This window comes from Amycolatopsis sp. N2S4-7 (assembly GCF_058119595.1).
In genome coordinates this window covers 2,710,856-2,729,582 of the sequence record NZ_CP172299.1, presented here as the reverse complement: position 1 = coordinate 2,729,582, position 18,727 = coordinate 2,710,856, and the positions used below count along the sequence as shown (strand labels likewise).

The 18,727-nt window shown below is 71.3% G+C and carries 15 protein-coding genes and 1 pseudogene; 7 read left to right on the top strand and 9 right to left on the bottom strand.

The window, feature by feature from the left end:
* Positions 1–663, bottom strand: a complete 663-nt coding sequence (locus ACH54P_RS12635; protein WP_489912565.1) for a TetR/AcrR family transcriptional regulator — start codon at positions 661–663, stop codon at positions 1–3.
* Positions 664–815: 152 nt separating this feature from the next.
* Here ACH54P_RS12635 and ACH54P_RS12630 point away from each other — a divergent pair, with 152 nt between their 5' ends.
* Together ACH54P_RS12630 and ACH54P_RS12625 are read left to right on the top strand one after the other, a co-directional pair.
* Complete coding sequence (locus ACH54P_RS12630; protein ID WP_489916406.1) at positions 816–1,721, top strand: shikimate dehydrogenase; 906 nt, start codon at positions 816–818, stop codon at positions 1,719–1,721.
* Entirely contained in the window at positions 1,708–3,546 is a 1,839-nt protein-coding gene (locus ACH54P_RS12625; RefSeq protein ID WP_489912564.1) for a bifunctional sugar phosphate isomerase/epimerase/4-hydroxyphenylpyruvate dioxygenase family protein, read from the top strand. Before ACH54P_RS12630 ends, ACH54P_RS12625 begins: the two co-directional genes overlap by 14 nt.
* Before the next feature lie 10 nt (positions 3,547–3,556).
* Here ACH54P_RS12625 and ACH54P_RS12620 read toward each other — a convergent pair whose 3' ends face one another.
* The 4 genes from ACH54P_RS12620 to ACH54P_RS12605 form a co-directional block, all read right to left on the bottom strand.
* A complete protein-coding gene (locus ACH54P_RS12620) occupies positions 3,557–4,390 on the bottom strand; it encodes an amidohydrolase family protein (protein WP_489912563.1) in 834 nt (277 codons plus the stop codon).
* Positions 4,391–4,776: 386 nt separating this feature from the next.
* On the bottom strand, positions 4,777–5,700 hold the full coding sequence (locus ACH54P_RS12615; protein WP_489912562.1) for a hydroxymethylglutaryl-CoA lyase: 924 nt from the start codon (positions 5,698–5,700) through the stop codon (positions 4,777–4,779).
* Between the two features lies 1 nt (position 5,701).
* Positions 5,702–7,345 carry an AMP-binding protein gene (locus tag ACH54P_RS12610; protein WP_489912561.1) on the bottom strand — a complete coding sequence of 548 codons (1,644 nt, stop codon included), beginning with the start codon at positions 7,343–7,345 and terminating at the stop codon, positions 5,702–5,704.
* On the bottom strand, positions 7,342–9,012 hold the full coding sequence (locus ACH54P_RS12605) for a CocE/NonD family hydrolase (protein WP_489912560.1): 1,671 nt from the start codon (positions 9,010–9,012) through the stop codon (positions 7,342–7,344). The genes ACH54P_RS12610 and ACH54P_RS12605 overlap by 4 nt, the downstream gene beginning before the upstream one ends.
* A gap of 147 nt (positions 9,013–9,159) precedes the next feature.
* On the opposite strand from ACH54P_RS12605, the gene ACH54P_RS12600 reads away from it, so the two are divergent.
* Entirely contained in the window at positions 9,160–10,263 is a 1,104-nt protein-coding gene (locus ACH54P_RS12600; RefSeq protein WP_489912559.1) for a GAF domain-containing sensor histidine kinase, read from the top strand.
* A 26-nt stretch (positions 10,264–10,289) separates the two neighbouring features.
* Positions 10,290–10,862: a LuxR C-terminal-related transcriptional regulator gene (locus ACH54P_RS12595; RefSeq protein ID WP_489912558.1), complete on the top strand. Its 573-nt coding sequence runs from the start codon at positions 10,290–10,292 to the stop codon at positions 10,860–10,862.
* A 110-nt stretch (positions 10,863–10,972) separates the two neighbouring features.
* On the opposite strand, the gene ACH54P_RS12590 is transcribed toward ACH54P_RS12595, so the two are convergent.
* On the bottom strand, positions 10,973–12,400 hold the full coding sequence (locus tag ACH54P_RS12590) for a M1 family metallopeptidase (RefSeq protein WP_489912557.1): 1,428 nt from the start codon (positions 12,398–12,400) through the stop codon (positions 10,973–10,975).
* A 426-nt stretch (positions 12,401–12,826) separates the two neighbouring features.
* Between ACH54P_RS12590 and ACH54P_RS12585 the strand changes: the two are divergent.
* Positions 12,827–13,638: pseudogene (locus ACH54P_RS12585) on the top strand (integrase core domain-containing protein).
* On the opposite strand, the gene ACH54P_RS12580 reads toward ACH54P_RS12585, so the two are convergent.
* From ACH54P_RS12580 to nhaA, 3 genes are all read right to left on the bottom strand, one after another.
* The gene (locus tag ACH54P_RS12580) at positions 13,635–14,555 is read right to left on the bottom strand and encodes an NADP-dependent oxidoreductase (protein ID WP_489912556.1); all 921 of its coding nucleotides are present in this window, start codon (positions 14,553–14,555) and stop codon (positions 13,635–13,637) included. The pseudogene ACH54P_RS12585 and the gene ACH54P_RS12580 overlap by 4 nt on opposite strands.
* 125 nt (positions 14,556–14,680) lie before the next feature.
* Positions 14,681–16,090, bottom strand: coding sequence for a MocR-like pyridoxine biosynthesis transcription factor PdxR (pdxR, locus tag ACH54P_RS12575; protein WP_489912555.1), 1,410 nt, complete (start codon positions 16,088–16,090; stop codon positions 14,681–14,683).
* 31 nt (positions 16,091–16,121) lie between these two features.
* The gene (gene nhaA, locus ACH54P_RS12570) at positions 16,122–17,534 is read right to left on the bottom strand and encodes a Na+/H+ antiporter NhaA (protein ID WP_489912554.1); all 1,413 of its coding nucleotides are present in this window, start codon (positions 17,532–17,534) and stop codon (positions 16,122–16,124) included.
* Between the two features lie 82 nt (positions 17,535–17,616).
* On the opposite strand from nhaA, the gene ACH54P_RS12565 reads away from it, so the two are divergent.
* A complete protein-coding gene (locus tag ACH54P_RS12565; protein ID WP_489912553.1) occupies positions 17,617–18,120 on the top strand; it encodes a DsbA family protein in 504 nt (167 codons plus the stop codon).
* 171 nt (positions 18,121–18,291) lie between these two features.
* Positions 18,292–18,726 (top strand): hypothetical protein, encoded by a 435-nt coding sequence (locus ACH54P_RS12560; RefSeq protein ID WP_489912552.1) that lies wholly within the window; start codon positions 18,292–18,294, stop codon positions 18,724–18,726.
* Position 18,727: the final 1 nt, after the last annotated feature.

Below are 18,727 nucleotides of genomic sequence, written 5' to 3'. Positions count from 1 at the left end.
TCAGCGCGTCGTCAGGTAGCTGACGAGCATGTCGGCGACCATGCGCCGGTGGTGGTCGCGGTACGCGGGATCGAGCATGTCGCGGTCGAAGATCGCGTTGAACGTGTGGCGGTTCGCCGTGCGGAACACGCAGAACGCGCTGATGGCCATGTGCACGTCGAGGGCGTCGACGTCGTCGCGGAACTGCCCGGCTTCGCGGCCGCGGGCGAGGATGCGGGTGAGCACGTCGAGCGCCGGGTTGGCCAGGTTGGACAGCGCCGTCGACCGGGCGATGTGCTCGGCGCGGTGGATGTTCTCGATGCTGACCAGCCGCACGAAGTCCGGGTGGGACTCGTGGTGGTCGAACGTGAGCCCGGCGAGCTGCCGGATCGCCTCGGCGGGGTCGAGGTGGTCGACGTCGAGGTTCTGCTCGAGCGAGCGGATGACCGTGTAGGCGCGTTCGAGCACCTCGACGAACAGCTGGTCCTTGTTGGTGAAGTAGTAGTAGATCATCCGCTTGGTGGTGCGGGTCTTCGCGGCGATCTCGTCGACGCGGGCACCGTCGAAACCCTTTTCGGCGAACTCGCGGGCGGCGGTGTCGAGGATCTCGGTGCGGGTCCGGTCGGCGTCGCGGATGCGTTCGGGTCCGCTGTTCGCCACTCCGTCCGACGTCGGTGCTGCCACGGACTTCCTTCCTCGCTTCAGCTGATGTGCCCACTGTAGGACGTCGCCGTGGATCCGAGGGGCTTCACGGAGGCGACGCCGTGGGGTACAAATAACGTACTAGTTCGTACATTACGGGGGTGCTCGTGACCTTGTCATCAGCCGCCGGGGCGATTCGCGCCCACGCGGCGCGGGCCACGCCGGGCACGGTGCTCACCGGGCTGATCGGCGCGGGCATCGGACCGTCGCTCAGCCCGCCGCTGCACGAGGCCGAGGCCCGCCGGCTCGGGCTGGAGCTGGTCTACGCCCGGTTCGACCTCGACGACCACGATGTCCCGGCCGCGGCCGTCGGTCCCATGCTGGACGCGGCTCGCGAAGCCGGGTACCGCGGGCTGAACATCACGCACCCGTGCAAGCAGGTGGTGCTCGAGCGCTTGGACGAGCTGTCTCCCGACGCGGCCGCGCTGGCCGCGGTCAACACCGTCGTGTTCGAAGGCGGCCGCGCGGTCGGGCACAACACCGACTGGTCCGGCTTCGCCCGAGGCCTGCGAACCGGACTGCCCGGGGTGGACCTCCGCGCTGTCGTGGTGCTCGGCGCGGGCGGGGCCGGCGCGGCGGTGACCCACGGCCTGCTCACGGCCGGCGCTGGCCGCGTCGAGGTCTTCGACCTCGACGCCGGCCGGGCCGCCGAGCTGGCCGGCGCTCTCGTCGGCCGGTTCGGGTCCGGCCGCGCATCGGCGGGAACGGACCTCGAGGCGGCGATCGCCGCGGCGGACGGGCTCGTGCACGCCACCCCGACCGGCATGGCCGCCCACCCGGGGCTGCCGCTCCCCGCCGGACTGCTGCGCCCGGACCTCTGGGTCGCCGAGGTGGTCTACCGGCCGCTCGAGACCGAGCTGGTCCGCACCGCCCGCGCGCTCGGGGCGCGCGTCCTCGACGGCGGCCGCATGGCGGTGTTCCAGGCCGCCGAGGCCTTCGGCCTCTTCACCGGCACCGAACCCGACGCCGCGCGGATGCTGGACCACTTCGCCACGCTCACGACTTCCCCGGAAAGGCAGCCCGCCGATGTCCTCGACTGAAGCCCGCCGTTCGATCGCCACCGTCTGCCTGTCCGGCACCTTGGAAGACAAGCTGACCGCGGCCGCCCGCGCCGGGTTCGACGGGGTGGAGATCTTCGAAAACGACCTCGTCGCCTCGTCGTGGTCGGCGAAGGAGATCAGCGAGCACTGCGCCGACCTCGGCTTGTCGATCGACCTGTACCAGCCGTTCCGCGACTTCGAAGCGGTGCCGCCGGACGTCCTCGCCCGCAACCTCCGGCGCGCGGAGCTGAAGTTCGATGTCATGGACCAGCTCGGCGCCGACACGATGCTGGTGTGCTCGTCGGTGTCGCCGGACGCGGTCGACGACGACGACCTCGCCGCCGAACAACTGCACCTGCTGGCCGAACGCGCCGCCGCCCGGGGCATCCGGATCGCCTACGAGGCCCTGGCGTGGGGCCGGTTCGTCAACACCTACGAGCACTCTTGGCGCATCGTGCGCCGCGCCGCCCACCCCGCGCTGGGGCTGTGCCTGGACAGCTTCCACATCCTGTCGCGCGGCAGCGATCCGGCCGCGATCCGCACGATCCCCGGCGAGAAGCTGTTCTTCCTGCAGCTGGCCGACGCGCCGCGGCTGCAGATGGACGTCCTGCAGTGGAGCAGGCACCACCGGCTCTTCCCCGGCCAGGGCGCGTTCGACCTGACCACGTTCACCCGGAACGTGCTCTCGGCCGGCTACCGCGGGCCGTTGTCGCTCGAGGTGTTCAACGACGTCTTCCGCCAGTCCGACCCCGGCCCGGCGGCCGTCGACGCGATGCGGTCCCTGCTCGGCCTGCAGGAGACGCTCGGGGTCGCGGACCTGCCGCCCGCCCCGGCACTGGCCGGCCACGCGTTCGTCGAGCTGGCGGTCGACAACGCGACCGAGCCGACGATGGCCGAGGCGTTGACCGGATTGGGTTTCACCGAGACGGGACACCACCGGTCCAAGCCGGTCCGGTTGTGGCAGCAGGGTGACGCGCGGATCCTGCTGAACAGCTCCGGTCCCGCCGTGGGCGCGTCGGTCGGCGCGGTCGCGGTCGAGAGCGCCGACCCGGTCGCCTCGGCCCGCCGCGCCCAGCGGCTGCTCGCGCCGATCCTGCCGCGCAGCCATCGTGCGGGCGAGGCGGACCTGTCGGCGATCGCCGCACCGGACGGGACGTCGGTGTTCTTCTGCCGCACCGGCGCCGATGTCGGGGACAGCTGGCTCGGCGACTTCACGGAGACCTCGCCGGCAGGCGGGGATGCCGGGGTGACGGGGATCGACCACTTGGCTCTGACCCAGCCGTTCGATCACTTCGACGAGGCGGCACTGTTCTACCGCGCGGTACTCGGTCTCGAGCCGGAGCCCGTGACGGAGTTCGCGGCGCCGTTCGGCCTGGTGCGCAGCCGGACGGTGGCCGATCCGTCCGGCCGCGTCCGCATCGCCCTCGAGTCGGCCCTGCTCCGGCGCGGAGACTGGGCGCCGGGCGTACGCGAGCCCCAGCGTGTCGCGTTGACCACCGGCGACGCGCTCGCGTCTGCGCGCCGGATGCGCGAGCGGGGAGCGCCGCTGCTCGAGATCCCCGGGAACTACTACGACAACCTCGACGCCCGGCTGGCCCCGGACCCCGAGCTGCTGACGGCGTTGCGGCAGCAGTCGGTGCTCTACGACCGCGACGAGCACGGCGAACTCCTGCACTTCTTCACGGTGGTCCTCGGCGGCCGCGTGTTTTTCGAGGTGGTGCAACGAATCGGCGGCTACGCCGGAGACGGCGCGGCGAACTCGCCGGTCCGGATGGCCGCGCACCGGCGGCAGCGTGCGGCCAAGGGCGTCGAGGAGTCCGCTTGACGGCGCCGGGTCAAAAGCCCAGCAAGTGGCGCGGAGTGGTGCCGAGGATCCGCCGACGGTCATCGCCGTCGGCGACGTGGCGGGCGAGAAGGTCGAGAAGCGGCGCGTAGTCGATGCGTTCCGGGGCGCGCAGGAAGGGCCAATCCGATCCCCACACGCAGTGGCCGGGACCGAATTCCTCGAGCAACGAGCGGACGAACGGTTCGACGTCGTCGTGGGGGTACGGCTCGCGGGATGTTTTGGCCAGCCCGGAAAGCTTGACGAACGCCCGTCCGGTCCTTCCCCAGCGCAGCAGTTCGCGGAATCCGGGGGCGTCGATTCCCGCGGCCGGGTCCGGCCGGCCGCAGTGGTCGACGAGGATGCGGACACCGGAGGACTCGAGCACCGGGGTGAGCTCGAGCAGCTGGTTCCCCGTCACCTGGACGTCGGCGATCATGTCGAGTGCGGCGAGGTCGCGCAGCAGCCGGCCGGCGTCCGCGTAGCGGTCGGTGCCCAGCAAAGCGGCGTTGAGGGTGATTCCGGCGATCCCGCGGGCCCGGAGTTCGGCGAGCTCGGCTCGGGAGGTGCCGGCCGGGACGACCGCCATGCCGCGGTACCGGCCGGCGCCCCGCTCGAGTGTGTCCAGCAGGCAGCGGTTGTCCTCGCCGTAGCCCGAGTTCGGGCCGACGAGGAGGGCGTTCGCGACGCCGTGCGCGTCGAGCAAGGCCGTGAGCCGTTCCGGGGTGCCGAGCTCCGGTCCGGCGGGGGAGTAGAAAGTGCCGGCCGCGTAGGGAAAGCGCACGGGGTCGAAGACGTGAACGTGACAGTCGACGACCATCGCCGGCTCGGCCGTGCCCGGTGCCATCGAGAAATGCCCCCTTGACGGTGCGCTGGTGCGCCTTTTCGGTTGGTTGCCGCACGTCGCCGTGGAGCCGTGCTGGTGGCGGGTGCGATCGTCAGCCTATCGAGCGTCCTCGCGCCTGCGCCGGACTGGCCGGACGACCCGGCCAGCTCGCACTTGTCCCTGACCCGGCGGCCGAGGAGCTCCGCGATCGGGGTCATGCGCAGCCCCTCTGCGAGTCCCCGGACGGCATGGCCAGGTGGACGCACGCCGCCGCGATGTCGTCCAGCCGGCCGGGCTTGCCCCCCGCGATGCGGGCGGGCGTCGATGTAGGCGTAAGCGGCCGGGTCGAGCGAGCAGCCCTCTCGCCCGCAATACGCGCGAGAGGGTTTGCCGGCCGGAAGCTGTCGTCATCCGGCGAGGGCGGTGACGGTGCAGGACGGGCTGGGGCGGCCGAGCCTTCCGGCGAGCCAGACGCTGGTGTCCACCATCTTGCGCAGGTCGATGCCGGTCTCGATGCCGAGGCCGTGCAGGTGCCAGAGCAGGTCCTCGGTGGCGAGGTTCCCGGTGGCGCTGCCGGCGTAGGGGCAGCCGCCCAGGCCGCCGGCGCCGGCGTCGATCGTGGTGACGCCGCGGCGGAGCGCGGCGAACGTGTTGGCCAGGGCTTGGCCGTAGGTGTCGTGGAAGTGCACGGCGATCGCGCCGACCGGGATTCCCGCGGCGGTCAGGGCGTCGAGCACGGCGCCGACCCGGCCGGGTGTCGCCACGCCGATGGTGTCGCCCAGGCTGAGTTCGGTGCAGCCGAGCGCCATCATCCGGGTGGCGACGTCGACGACGCGCTCGACCGGAACCGCACCTTCCCAAGGGTCGCCGAAGCACATGGAGAGGTAGCCGCGCACCCGCAGGTCCGCCTCGCGGGCGCGGGTCACCACGGGCGCGAACACCGCCAGCGATTCGTCCACCGTGCGGTTGAGGTTCCGCCGCGCGAACGTTTCGGTGACGCTGCCGAACACCGCGATGTCCCGCACGCCCCGGTCGAGCGCGCGATCGAGGCCACGCTCGTTGGGGACCAGGACCGGATACCGCACCCCGGGCACCGGGGTGATCGCGTCGAGCAGTTCGCCGGCGTCGGCCAGCTGAGGTACCCACTTCGCGGGCACGAAGCTGGTCGTCTCGATCAGGGTGTGCCCGGCGTCGGCCAGCCGCGCGACGAACTCGGCCTTGACCTCGACCGGCAGGACGACCGCCTCGTTCTGCAACCCGTCGCGCGGTCCGACCTCGCAGATCGTCACCCGCGCGGGCAACCCGTCGAGCGGCGTGGTGCCGAAGTCCATGTCACGCGTTCCGGACCGCGGCGGCCTCGCCCAGGTCGAGGACCTGGACGGACTTCTCGCGCATCTCGACCTTGCGGACCTTGCCGGTGACGGTCATCGGGAACTCGTCGACGACCAGGACGTAGCGCGGGATCTTGTAGTGCGCGAGCTTGCCGGTGGCGAAGGCGCGCAGGCTCTCGGCGGTCACCTCGCCCGCTCCGTCGCGGACCTTGACCCACGCGCAGAGCTCTTCGCCGTACTTGACGTCCGGGACGCCGATGACCTGGGCGTCGACGATGTCGGGGTGGGTGTAGAGGAACTCCTCGATTTCGCGGGGGTAGATGTTCTCCCCGCCGCGGATCACCATGTCCTTGATCCGGCCGGTGATGTTCACGTACCCGTCGGCGTCCATCACCGCGAGGTCGCCGGTGTGCATCCAGCGCGCGGCGTCGATCACCTCGGCGGTCTTCCCGGGGTCGTTCCAGTACCCCAGCATCACCGAGTACCCGCGGGTGCACAGCTCGCCGGCCTCGCCGCGCGGCACGGTCAGGCCGGTGCCGGGGTCGACCAGCTTGACCTCCAGGTGGGGGTGCACCCGCCCGACGGTCGAGACGCGCAGTTCGAGGGAGTCGTCGACGCGGGTCTGGGTCGAGACGGGGCTGGTTTCGGTCATGCCGTAGCAGATGGTGACCTGCTCCATGCCCATCCGGGACACGACCTGCTTCATCACCTCGACCGGGCACGGCGACCCGGCCATGATCCCGGTGCGCAGGCTCGAGAGGTCGTAGTCGGCGAAGTCCGGGTGGTTGAGTTCGGCGATGAACATCGTCGGCACCCCGTACAGCGACGTGCACCGCTCCTGCTGCACCGCTTCGAGGGTGGCTTTGGGGTCGAAGCCCGGCGCCGGGATGACCATCGTGGCGCCGTGGGAGGTGCAGGCCAGGTTGCCCATCACCATGCCGAAGCAGTGGTAGAACGGCACCGGGATGCAGACCCGGTCCTCGGCCGTGTAGCCGCAGAGCTCGCCGACGAAGTAGCCGTTGTTGAGGATGTTGTGGTGCGACAGGGTCGCGCCCTTCGGGAAGCCGGTCGTCCCCGAGGTGTACTGGATGTTGATCGGGTCGTCCGGTGACAGCGCCGCCTGCGCCGCCGCCAGCCGGGCCGTGTCCCCGCCTCGGCCGGCGTCCAGGAGTGCGTTCCATTCGCCGGAGCCGATCAGCGCCACCGAGCGCAGCTGGGGACAGTTCCCGCGGACTTCCTCGATCATCCCGGCGTAGTCCGACGTCTTGAACGCCCGTGCCGACACCAGGACCGAGATCCCGGCCTGCTTGAGCACGTATTCGAGTTCGTGCGTCCGGTAGCTCGGGTTGATGTTGACCAGGATGGCGCCGATCTTCGCCGTCGCGTACTGCAGCAGTGTCCACTCGGCCGTGTTCGGGGCCCAGATCCCGACCCGGTCACCCTTCACGACTCCGGTTTCGAGCAAACCCAGGGCGAGGACGTCGACGTCGGCGCGGAGCTGCGGGTAGGTCCACCGGCGGCCGGTCGGGACCTCGACCAGCGCCTCGCGGTCCGGGTTCGCGGCGACGGTGCGGTCGAAGTCGTCGCCGATGGTGTCGCCGAGCAAGGGCACGTCGGAAGTGCCGGAGGCGTAGCTGCCGTTCACGCTTGACCTTCCGCGGGAGCCGGGATCACGGGGAGCACGATGCGGGAGAGCCGGGCCGCGTCGTGGGCGATTTCCTGGTGGGCGGCTTGCGATCGCAGGCCGTCCCCGGTGTTGAGGTTGCGGTCCCAGCGCGGGAAGTTGCTGGACGTGACCTGCACGCGGATGCGGTGCCCGGCGCGGAACACGTAGCTGGTGGACCACAGGTCGACGACCTGTTCGGTGAACTCACCCGGCGTCGCCACCGCGCGGACGATGCCGTCGACGACGTTCCGGGAGACACCTTCGGCGTCGACGTCGCACAGGCGGACGACCCAGTCGGTCGTCGGGGCGTCGGTCGCCGCGGTGAGGTGGGCCCGGACCCGGCCGGTGACTTCGAGGTCTTCGGCGAGCGGGTCGCTCGTGTAGACCAGGACGTCCGGACGGGCTTCGACCTTGGCCTGGTCCAGGGGGCCGGGCGGGAACTCGTTCGACATCAGCAAGGCGCCACCGGTGGTCGGCACCGGGTCCGCGGGGTCGTAGGTGAACGCGCCGGTTCCTTCCCCGGCTTCCGGGGCGTCGAAGGAGAGCCGGTCACCGAAGCGCAGGAACAGGTCCGTGTCGGCGGCACGGGCGAGCGGCCACTCCTGCTCCTCACGCCACCGGTTGATCCCCATGACGAACAGCAGCACCGGCGGCAGCTCGGGCTGCGAAGGACCGTCGCCGAGGGAGAGCCACTGGCGGAACCAGCCGAGCTCGTGGTCGGCGAACCGGCCGCGGAAGCCGAGGAGCTCCGTGCTCGCGGCCATCCCGAAGTTGACGTCGCCGAGGTACCCCATCATGCCGGTGTGCGACCACGGGCCCATGACCAGCTTCGCCGGGCGGCCGGCGGCGCGCATGGCCGTGTGGTTGTCGAGGGTGCCCTGGCAGAAGATGTCGTACCAGCCGCCGGTGTTCAGGCTCGGCAGGTCCACTTCCGCCTGCCGGCCGGCGACGCGGCAGGCCGCGCTCCATTCCGGCTCCCGGCGGGCGCGCTCGAACCCGAGCTCGACGATCCCGTGCCGCTCGAAGACGGGGTGGTGGCCGGCGGGCAGCTCCCAGTACGTGGTGTCCGCGACCGCGTCGAGGTCCCCGACCAGCGCCATGAGCGCCTGGCCCTGGGCCATCGGATCGTCGGCGTGCCGGCGCAGCAACGTGTCGACGCCCTGCATGAGCGACCACGGAACCGTGATCCCGAGTTCCTGCGCCCCACCGCGGGCGAAGAGCCCGTCATCCGGCTCCGACCAGGTGACCATCGGCGAAATCGCCTTCAGCTCCGGCGGCTTGGCGAGCGCGGCCATCCACTGGGTGTTGCCCAGGTAGCTGGGCCCGAACATCCCGACGGACCCGTTCGAGCCCGGGAGCGCGGCGGCCCAGCGGACGGTGTCGTAGCCGTCGTCCATCTCGAACGTCCACGGCTCCCACTCGCCGTCGGAGGCGTAACGGCCCCGGGTGTCCTGGACGACGACGAGGAACCCCCGCCGCGCCTTGCCGACCGGGTCCATCACGGCGGCGAGCAACGGCAGGTTCTTGCCGTAGGGCAGCCGGGTCAGCAACACCGGCCACGGACCATCGGCCGAGGGCCGGTAGACGTCGGCGCGCAGCACGACGCCGTCGCGCATGGTGGCCGGCACGTCGTGTTCGATCGTCACGTCAAGCACAGGTCGCCTCGTTCCTCGCACCGATGGGAGCGACCGGACCCTGACAGACCGGCAACGGCCCCCGGCACACCCGAACGGGTGTAGCGGCGGGAGGAATCCGGCCGTGACAGACGCGGGTGCGAAGTGTTTGATGTGGACATGCGAGCGCACCCGCTCGTCGGGCTCGACGAGCACTACGCCGACCTGCTCGCGGCGCTGGACCGTGGCGAGGCGCTGCGGCGCGCCCTGGCGCTGCTCGCCGAAGGCTCGGAGGTCGCCTGGACGGCCCGCCCCGACGCGGACGGTGTGCTGACGCTCGACCAGGTCACCGGCGACTGGACCGGTGTGCTCCGCGCGCTGCGGGTGCCGCCCAACACGGGCCTGACCGGCAAGGTGTTCCAGGTCGGGCGCGCGGAATGGGTCGACGACTACTTCGGCAGCCAGGAAATCACCCACGACTTCGATCGCCACATGGCGACCGAAAAGGTGCGGCGGGTGCTGGCCGTCCCGCTGCTGCGCGACGGCGAACCGCTCGGCGTCCTCGCCCTCGCTCCCCGGGAGGACGGAACGTTCGGCGACCGGGACATCGAACGCGTTTCGGCGATCGCGGCCCAGGCGGCGCTGGCGGTTTCGGTTGCCGAACGCGCCCGGCTGAGCCGGGAGATCGCGGTCCACGAGGAACGCCGGCGGATGGCGGCCGACCTGCACGACAGCGTCGGCGCGCTGTTGTTCGCCATCGGCTCCGGCATGGCCGACCTCGCCGAAGCCACCCAAGCCGATCCCGAACTGCACGCCCGGCTCGACCGGCTGCGGGCGCAGGCCGCGGAAGCGACCACGGCACTGCGCGATTCGTTGCGCACGCTGCGCTCGTCGCCGGCCGCGCTCGCGCTCGGCGTCGCGCTGCGCGCCGACTGCGAGGCCTTCGCCGATCGCACCGGCTTGCCCGCGGAGCTCGTCATCCTGGACGAGGAACCGCCCGAGCTCGCACCGTCCCGATCGGACGTTCTCCTCACCGCGGTCCGCGAAGCGTTGCTGAACGTGGAAAAGCACGCTCACGCCGGCGCAGTCACGGTGTCGGTGCGGCGAAGCGATCCCTGGCTGACGATCGCCGTGCACGACGACGGCGTGGGACTCGGCTCGGACCACACGCCCGGCCTCGGTCTCACCAGCACCGCCGAAGCGCTTGCCCGGCTGGGTGGTTCCGTCCGGGTGGTGTCCGATCCGGACGGGGGCACGATCTGGCGGGCCCGGCTGCCGTGCTGACCCGCACCCAGACCCGCATCGTGATCGTGGACGACCATCCCGTCGTCCACGACGGCGTCGCCGCCCAGTTGCAGCGGTACCCGGACATGGTCGTCGTCGGCCACGCCGGCACCGGAGCCGAGGCCGTGCCGGTCTGCGCCGCGGAACGCCCCGACGTCGTGCTGCTCGACCTCCGGCTGCCCGACTGCCTGGCCGCCGACGTCGTGCCCGAGGTGCACCGGGTCAGCCCGGACAGCCGCATCCTGCTGTTCACCGCGTTCCCCGAGCACGCCGCCGTCGCGCCGACCCTGGCCGCCGGCGCCTGCGGGATCCTGGTGAAACACGCGGGCAGCACGGCGATCCGGGACGCCATCCGCAGCGTCGTCCGCACCGGGACCTTCAGGACCGGGGCGCCCGTGTCGTCCACCGCGCCGGTCACCGCCCGCGAGTACGACGTGCTCCGGCTCGTCGCGGCCGGGCACACCAATCCCGAGATCGGCGCCGAGCTGAACCTGTCGGTCAACACCGTGAAGACCTACCTGCGCACCGTGATGCACAAACTCGCCGCCCGCAACCGGGCTCAGCTCATCGCCAACGCCCGGGGCCAGGGCCTGCTCTGAAAGTGTCCCGTGTGGACTCCCCGATGGCCGCCGGGTGGGCGCCGGTCGTCACATCGGTCTCGACTCGACAGGATCACCGTCGTCCGTGAGCGCCGGCGCACCGGACACGGTCAGAGTGTGGGCTTGCCCGGCCGGTAGAGCCAGGTCTGGAAGAACGAGTCGAGGTCGCGGTGGGTCAGCCGCTCGACGAACTGGATGAATTGCCGCGTCGAAACGTTGCCGTACCGGTGAGCCGTCGGCCATTGCGTGAGCACCTGGAAGAAGGCGCGGTCGCCGATCTTCATGCGCAGCGCCTGCAGTGTCATCGCGCCGCGGTTGTAGACCAGATCGTCGAAGATGTGATCACGTCCGGGGTCGGCGACTTCGCCGCTCCAGTCCTTCTCGTCGGCGTAGGCCTTCGCGAAGGTTTGTTGCACGGGGACGTTGTCGAACTTCTCCTGGTAGAGCCACTCCGAGTAGGTCGCGAAGCCTTCGTTGAGCCAGATGTCCGACCAGTGCACCGGAGTGAGGCTGTCGCCGAACCACTGGTGGCCGAGTTCGTGGGCGAGCAGGTCGCCGTCGACGTTGCTGGTGCGCTGGTCGTAGACCGGCCGGCTCTGCGTCTCGAGGGCGTAGCCGACGCCGACGTCGGCGAGGACGCCGCCGGTCGAGTCGAACGGGTACTGCCCGTACATCGAGGATTCCCAGTGGACGATCTGCGCGGTGGTCTGGTTGAAAACCTTGCCCTGACCGGGCTTGGTGTCGATCGACTTGCCGATCGCGGTGATGTTCGGCAGGCCGTCGTCCGTCACGCCGCGGGTGACGTCGTAGCCGCCGATCGCGAGCATGCTCAGCTCGCTGGCCATCGGCCGGTTCATGGACCAGCGGAAGGTGGTCTGGTGATCGTGCGTGGTGGTGGGCCCGGGTTCGCCGTTGGCCAGCACGGTGAGTCCGGTGGGCACGGTGATCGTCTGGGTGTAGGTCGCTTTGTCGTCGGTGGTGTCGTTGACCGGGTAGTAGGTCGCCGCGCCGATCGGCTGGTTGAGCGCGACCGCACCGTCCTTGGTGGCGACCCAGCCGGAGACGCCCAGCGCGGGATCGTCGATCTTCTGCGGGACGCCGGCGTAGGTCACCGAGACGACGAACGCGCTGCCCTTCCGCAGCCCGTCCGGCGGGGTGATCACCAGCTCCTGGGCGCCGCTGCGGGTGAAGGCGGCGTTCCGGCCGTTCACCGAGAGCCTGCTGATCGTCAGCGGTCCCTGGAAATCCAGGTCGAAGCGGGAGAGATCCTGGGTGGCCGTGGCGAGAATCGTCGTGGTCGCGTTGATCGCCTGGGTTTCGGGGCTGAACGCCAGCCGGATGTCGTAGTGGCCGACGTCGTAGCCGCCGTTGCCCATGTCGGGGAAATAGGGATCCCCGGCCCCGGGCGCACCGGGGGAGTACCGCGGGGCTGGTGCCGGCGCCGCGGCCGCTGCCGTGCTCGTCGCGGCCAGCAGACCGGCGGACACCGCGCAGGAGACGATCAACAAGTGACGACGGTTGCGCTCGGCGCCTGGCATCGGTCCTCCTCGGCAATCATCGACGCTGAAGAGTAGGACCGATCCCGCACACGGATCAAGCCCGTTGCGGCGCCCGGGAGTCCGGTTCGGGCGCTTCGTGGCCGGTCGTACCACTCAGGTTTCGCGGAGCAGCCGGCGATCTGCGGACCGGGCGGTTCACGAGGCTGTTGTCGTAACCCGAAACCGAACCAGGCGTCCAAGCGACCCGGCCTGACGGTCCACCCCGCGCGATTGAGGCAGGCTGGCCGGGTCGGGATGTGCGCCGAGCCGGTCGGCCTGCTTCTTCCGATGACTGCGACGCCTAGGTGTGGTGTTCAGGGAGGTTGTCCGGGGTTGAGGCGGTAACGGCCTGTCGTGCAGACAGGCGAAGGCCTCCAGAGGTGAAGTGGAGCTGTCTAGGAACCGCTTCACCCACCGGAGGCCTTCGTGTCCCACCCTAACGCCACCCTGACCTCACGCACCCGGCTGCGGCTCGCCCGCCTGATCGTCGAACAGGGCTGGACCCGCACCGCAGCGGCGAAGATGTTCATGTCGTACCCAAGACCGCCGCGAAGTGGGCCCACCGCTACCGCGCCGAAGGCGTGGCCGGGATGGCTGATCGCAGCTGCCGTCCGCAGCGCAGCCCTGCCCGCACACCCGAGCACCTGGTGCGGGCGATTGTGCGGCTGCGCCGGCGCAAGCGGCTGGGCCCGGTCCAGATCGGCGGCCGGCTCGGCCTGCCCGCCTCCACGGTGCACGCGGTACTGGTGCGGTGCCGGATCAACCGCCTGTCCCGCATCGACCGGGTCACCGGCGAACCGCTGCGCCGCTACGAACACGACCACCCCGGATCGCTGCTCCACGTCGATGTCACCAAGTTCGGCACCATCCCGACGGCGGCGGCTGGCGCTACGTCGGCAAACAGCAAGTTCGCCGACCACGGCGTCACCGTCGAACGCGTGCTCTCGGACAACGGCGCCTGTTATCGCTCGTCGGCTTGGCGCGAAACCTGCGCCGAGCCGGGAATCACCCCGAAACGGACCCGGCCCTACCGGCCGCAGACCAACGGCAAGATCGAACGGTTCCACCGCACCCTGGCCGAGGGCTGGGCCTACGCCCCCTTCTATCGCAGCGAACACGACCGCCGGGCAGCACTGCCTAGGTGGCTGCACTTCTCCAATCATCACCGGCCCCACTCATCCACCGGAGGCAAGCCGCCTGTCACTCGGCTGACCAACCTCCCTGGACACCACGCCTAGGACTCGTCGACCACGACGATCGGTTTCCCGCCACCCTGCCGACCGGCGCCGAAAGCCTTCGGTGCCTCCTCCAGCGAATGGCGCGTTCCGACCAGCACGCGCAGGCTGCCTTCGCGCACGAGCGCGGCCAGTTGGGCGAGGCGGGCCCGGTCCGGTTCCACGACGAAGAAGACCGACCGCCCGTAACGCGGCTCGAACTCCGGCGGGGCGGCGATGGTGACCAGCGTGCCGCCCGCTCGCACCAGGCCGGCGGACCGCACGCCGATCTCCTCGCCGAACACGTCGAGCACCACGTCGACTTCGCCGACGTCTTCCAGCTTGTCGTGCTCCAGGTCGACGAACGCGTCGGCGCCCAGGTCCAGGGCGACGTCGCGGTTGCGGGCGCGGCCCGTGCCGATCACGGTCGCGCCCGCCCGCTTCGCCAGCTGCACGGCGATCGAGCCGACCCCACCGGCCGCGCCGTGGATCAGCACCGTCTGCCCCGCCTGGAGCCGGCCGTGGTCGAACAAGGCCTGCCACGCCGTCAGCCCGGAGATCGGCAACGCGGCGCCGACGGCGTGGTCGACGTCGGACGGCAGCGGTGCGAGGTTGCGGGCTTCGACGGCGGTGAACTCGGCGAGCGAGCCGTCGCGGGTCCAGTCGGCGAGCCCGAACACGCGTTGCCCGACCGTGAGGCCGGTGGTGCCGTAGCCGAGCTCGGTGACGACCCCCGACAGCTCGTGCCCGGGCACGCTCGGTGTCCGGTCGCGGCCCGCCCGGTCGGTCCAGGTGCCCGGCCACTCCAGCTCGCCGGGGGTGAAGCCTGCCGCGTGCACCCGCACGATGACGTCGTTCTCCGCGGCGTGCGGGGCCGGGCGGTCGGTCAGGGTCAGCCCTTCGACCCCGGCGGCGGGGTCCTTGACGATGATGGCTTTCATGCTGAGTCCTCGTGGTGAGCGGGCTACGGACGGCCGCGGGCGTTCGCCGGCCTGTCCGCGAGGCTAGCTCCGGTCCGGCGCGCCACCTGGGTCCACTTGGGGCGCGCGAGCAGGGACCAGTCGGCTCACGCGAGCGCGCGGACCAGCGCGTCGAGCACCCCGGACCACCCGCTCGGCGACGGCGCGGCGAACCCGATCACCACGCCGTCGCGGTCCGAGGCCGCGTCGGGATGCCGGAAGAAGTCCAGGGGTTCGACCGTCAGCCGCTCGGCGGCGATCCGCCGCACGAGTTCGGCGCCGGTGCGCCCGGGTTGTTCGAGCAGCACGTGCAGGCCGGCGGCCGTCCCCGCCACCCGCACGTCCGGCGCGTGCTCGGCGAGCGTCTCGGCCAGGTGCCGGCGCCGGCGGCGGTACTGCGCGCGCATCGCCCGGATGTGCCGGTCGTAGGCGCCCGACTCCACGAACTCGGTCATCGCCAGCTGGTTCACGAACCCGACGGTCTCCTCCGTTTCCCCCTTCTGGGCGACGATCGCGTCGACGAGGCGGTCCGGCACCACGAGCCAGCCGAGGCGCAGGCCCGGCGCGAGCGACTTGCTCGCGGTGCCCAGGTACAGCACGTGATCGCGGTCGAGGCCCTGCAGGGCGCCGACGGGGGACCGGTCGTAGCGGAACTCGCCGTCGTAGTCGTCTTCGATGACCAGCGCGCCGCGCCGGCGGGCCCACTCGACGATCGCCGCGCGCCGGTCGTACCGCAGCGCGACCCCCAGCGGGAACTGGTGTGACGGGGTGAGGAGCACGGCACCGATCGCGGGTAGCCCGTCCAGCACCGCCGGGTCGACGCCGTCGGCATCGACGGCGAGGGGAACGGTTTCGAGCCCGGCGTCGGCCAGCGTGCGGTGCTGGGACGGCAGGCCGAACTCCTCGACCGCCACCCGCGTCACCCCGGCCGCCGCGAGCGCGGCCGCGACGAGCCGCAGCCCTTCCGCGGCGCCACCGCACACGACGACGTTGCCGGCGTGCGCGCGCAGCCCGCGGGCCCGCGTGAGGTACCGGGCGAGTGTGTCGCGGAGTTCGCCGCGGCCGTGGGGGTCCGTGTAGCCGAACGCCTCGAACGGCGTGGTGCCGACCGTCTTCTTCACCGCGCGGATCCACTCGTCGCGGGGGAACGAGGACAGGTCCGGGTGCCCGGGCCGCAGGTCGTGCCCCGGCCGCGAGCGGGTGTCGGCCGGCCGCGGCCGTTCGCCGACGAATTCGGCCGCCTGTTCCGAAACTTTGGTGCCGGAACCCTGCAGCCCGGTGAGCCAGCCCTCGTTGATGAGTTCGGAGTAGACCCGGACCACGGTGTTGCGGGCGACCTGCAGGTCGGCGGCCAGGGCACGGCTCGACGGCAGCCGGGTCCCTGGCGCGAGCCGGCCGGCGCGGATCGCCTCGCGGACGGCGTCCACGAGGCTGGCCCGCACGTTCCCGTCGAGCCGCCCCAGGTGCAGGTCGAGGCCCGTCGTCCGGGGTCGGCGCTCGGCCGTTCGGTCGCTCACGGGTCAACGATAATGGCTGCTCACGATGCCGCTAGGCCAAGCTCGGGTCCAGCCACGGGCCTTCGGGCAGCGCCGGGAGCGCGAACTGCTCGTCGAAGGAGCAGAGGGGGAGCCGTTCGCCGAGGAACCGCAGCACGACGGACCCCAGGACCGCCGAGCAGAGGGAGCCGGCGAGGACGCCGACCTTGGCCTGCTGCTGAAGCCCGGGATCGGTGAACGCGAGATCGGTGATGAACAACGCGATCGTGAAGCCGATGCCGGCCAGCATCGCGCCGCCGACGAGGTGGCTGTAGCGAACGCGGCCGGGCAGCGTCGCGATGCCGGTCCGGAGCGCGATTCCCGCCGCCAGGGAGATACCGATCGTGTTGCCGGCGACCAGGCCGACCGCGACGCCGAGGGTGACCGTGGAGGACGTCGCTGTGCGCAACGCGTCGCCGTCGAGGTGCACTCCGGCGTTGGCCAAGCCGAACGCGGGGATGATCGCGAAGGCGCTGATCGGGTGCAGGATCGCCTGCAGGCGCTCGTTCGCCGAAAGGGTGGCTTTCATCGCGGTGGTGGCGAGCCGCACGCGCGTCGGGTCCGCGCGCTCGATCACGGCCCGCCCGTAGAGGCGGAGGCGTTCGCGGGCGTGGCCGTCGACCTCGCCGGCCGGCACGAGCAGACCGATGAGCACCCCGGCCAGGGTCGGATGGACGCCGGACGCGTCGACCGCCACCCACAACCCGGCGCCGACAACCAGGTACGGCGTCAGCCGCCACACGCCCAGCACCCGCAGGGCGAGCAGCGCCAGGACCAGCACCGCCGCCGCGGCGAGCGCCACGACGGACACGTGGTGCGTGTAGAACACGGCCATCACCGCGATCGCCCCGATGTCGTCGCCGATCGCCAGCGTGAGGAGGAAAAGCCGCAGCTGGTCGGGGCAGCGGGGCCCGAACAGCGCCAGGACGCCGATCAGGAACGCGGTGTCGCTCGACATCGGGATGCCCCAGCCGGCGGCGGCCGGGCCGGCACCGGTGAAAGCGAAGTAGATGATCGCGGGCAGGGCCAGCCCGCCGAGCGCGCCGCAGGCCGGGACGACGATCGAGCGCAGGTCGTGGAGCTCGCCGACGGACACCTCGCGGCTGATCTCCAAGCCCACCACGGCGAAGAACACGACCATGGCCACGTCGTTCACCCAGGCGCGAAGGTCCAGCGTGAAGTGCGCGCCGCCGGCTTCCACGCCCGCCTGGATTCCCCAGAACGCGTCGTAGTTCGCGCCCGCGGCGTTCGCCCACACGAGCGCGGCCGCCGTGGCGGCGAGGAGCAGGACCGCGCTGCCGGCTTCGGTCAGCAGGAACCGGCGCAACCCGGCGGTCACGTACGGCAGCGGGGTGCTCACGCGGCGGGTCATGGCCGGCAGCTGGGGGAGGAGTCCCTCCGTGAACCGGCTCGAGTCGGCTTTCACAGGCCGAGTATGCCTGACGGGCCACCGGGTAACGTCGGGTGCGCACTGTCCCGTTTGGACCCATTGTGCGGAGGGATCGCCTGTGACGACACCGAGTGAGGTCGATCCGGAGCGCCACGTGTACGGCAATCCCGCGGCTTCGGTGACCGTGGTGGAGTACGGGGACTTCGAGTGCCCGTACTGCGCGGCGGCGGCACCCGAGCTGCGCAAGCTGGTCGACGGCTCGGACGGCACGATCCGGCTGGTGTTCCGCCACTTCCCGATCTTCACGATCCACCCGTACGCGCTCACCGCCGCGCTCGCCGCCGAGGCGTCGGGGGAGCTGTTCTGGGAGATGCACGACTTGCTGCTCACCCACCAGAGTGAGCTGAAGGACGTCCACCTGCGGGGCTACGCGGCGCGGATCGGGGCGGGCGAGGTCACCGGCGCCGCCGTGCAGCGGTTCCGGCCCGCCGTCGTGGCCGACTACACCTCCGGTGCCGAGCTGGGGGTCCGGGGCACCCCGGCGCTGTTCATCGACGGCCGTGTCTACCGGGGCCGGGTCAGCTTCCCGGCCCTCCGCTCGGCGGTGCGGCCGCAGTCCTGACCGGGCGTTTCACCCCGGCCGATGATGGACCTTTAAGTCCGATCTTCGTCGTGATCTGGCTTACCGCGGCCAAGGTTCCGACCCCAATACTGGACTATATGGTTCTCTTTGGGGCATGATGGGCGCCGGAGAACGAAGTCGTACCGAGCGATCGCGAGAAGGGCCACCACGGTGACTGAGCAGCTGGGTTTCGCGGCGAGGTCGGCGGCCGACGGGGCCTTGAAGCTGTCCTCGGCCGTCATGACCACCGACGGCGGCGACCCCCTGCTGCCGTGGGAACTCTCGATCAGCGCACAGGTGCTGGGCGAAACCGAGATCATGCTCGCCACGACCCACCGGCCGGGCGGGAGCACCGCGGACGGCCACCACGAACTCCACGTCAACGCGATCCTGCTGAGCATGATCCCGGACGTGATCCACCTCGCCGGGCGCGGTGCGCCCCGGAGCGGGTCCTGCACCCTGACGTTGACCTTCTCCGAGGGCGACGCCGCCCGGAGCGAGTGGACCACGACGTTCGAAGTGCCGAGTTCACCGCCCGGAGATTCGCCCTGGCACCTCACCGTGCCCTTCGGCCGAGGCGCCGAAAGAAAACCTCAGGAGAAGTGAA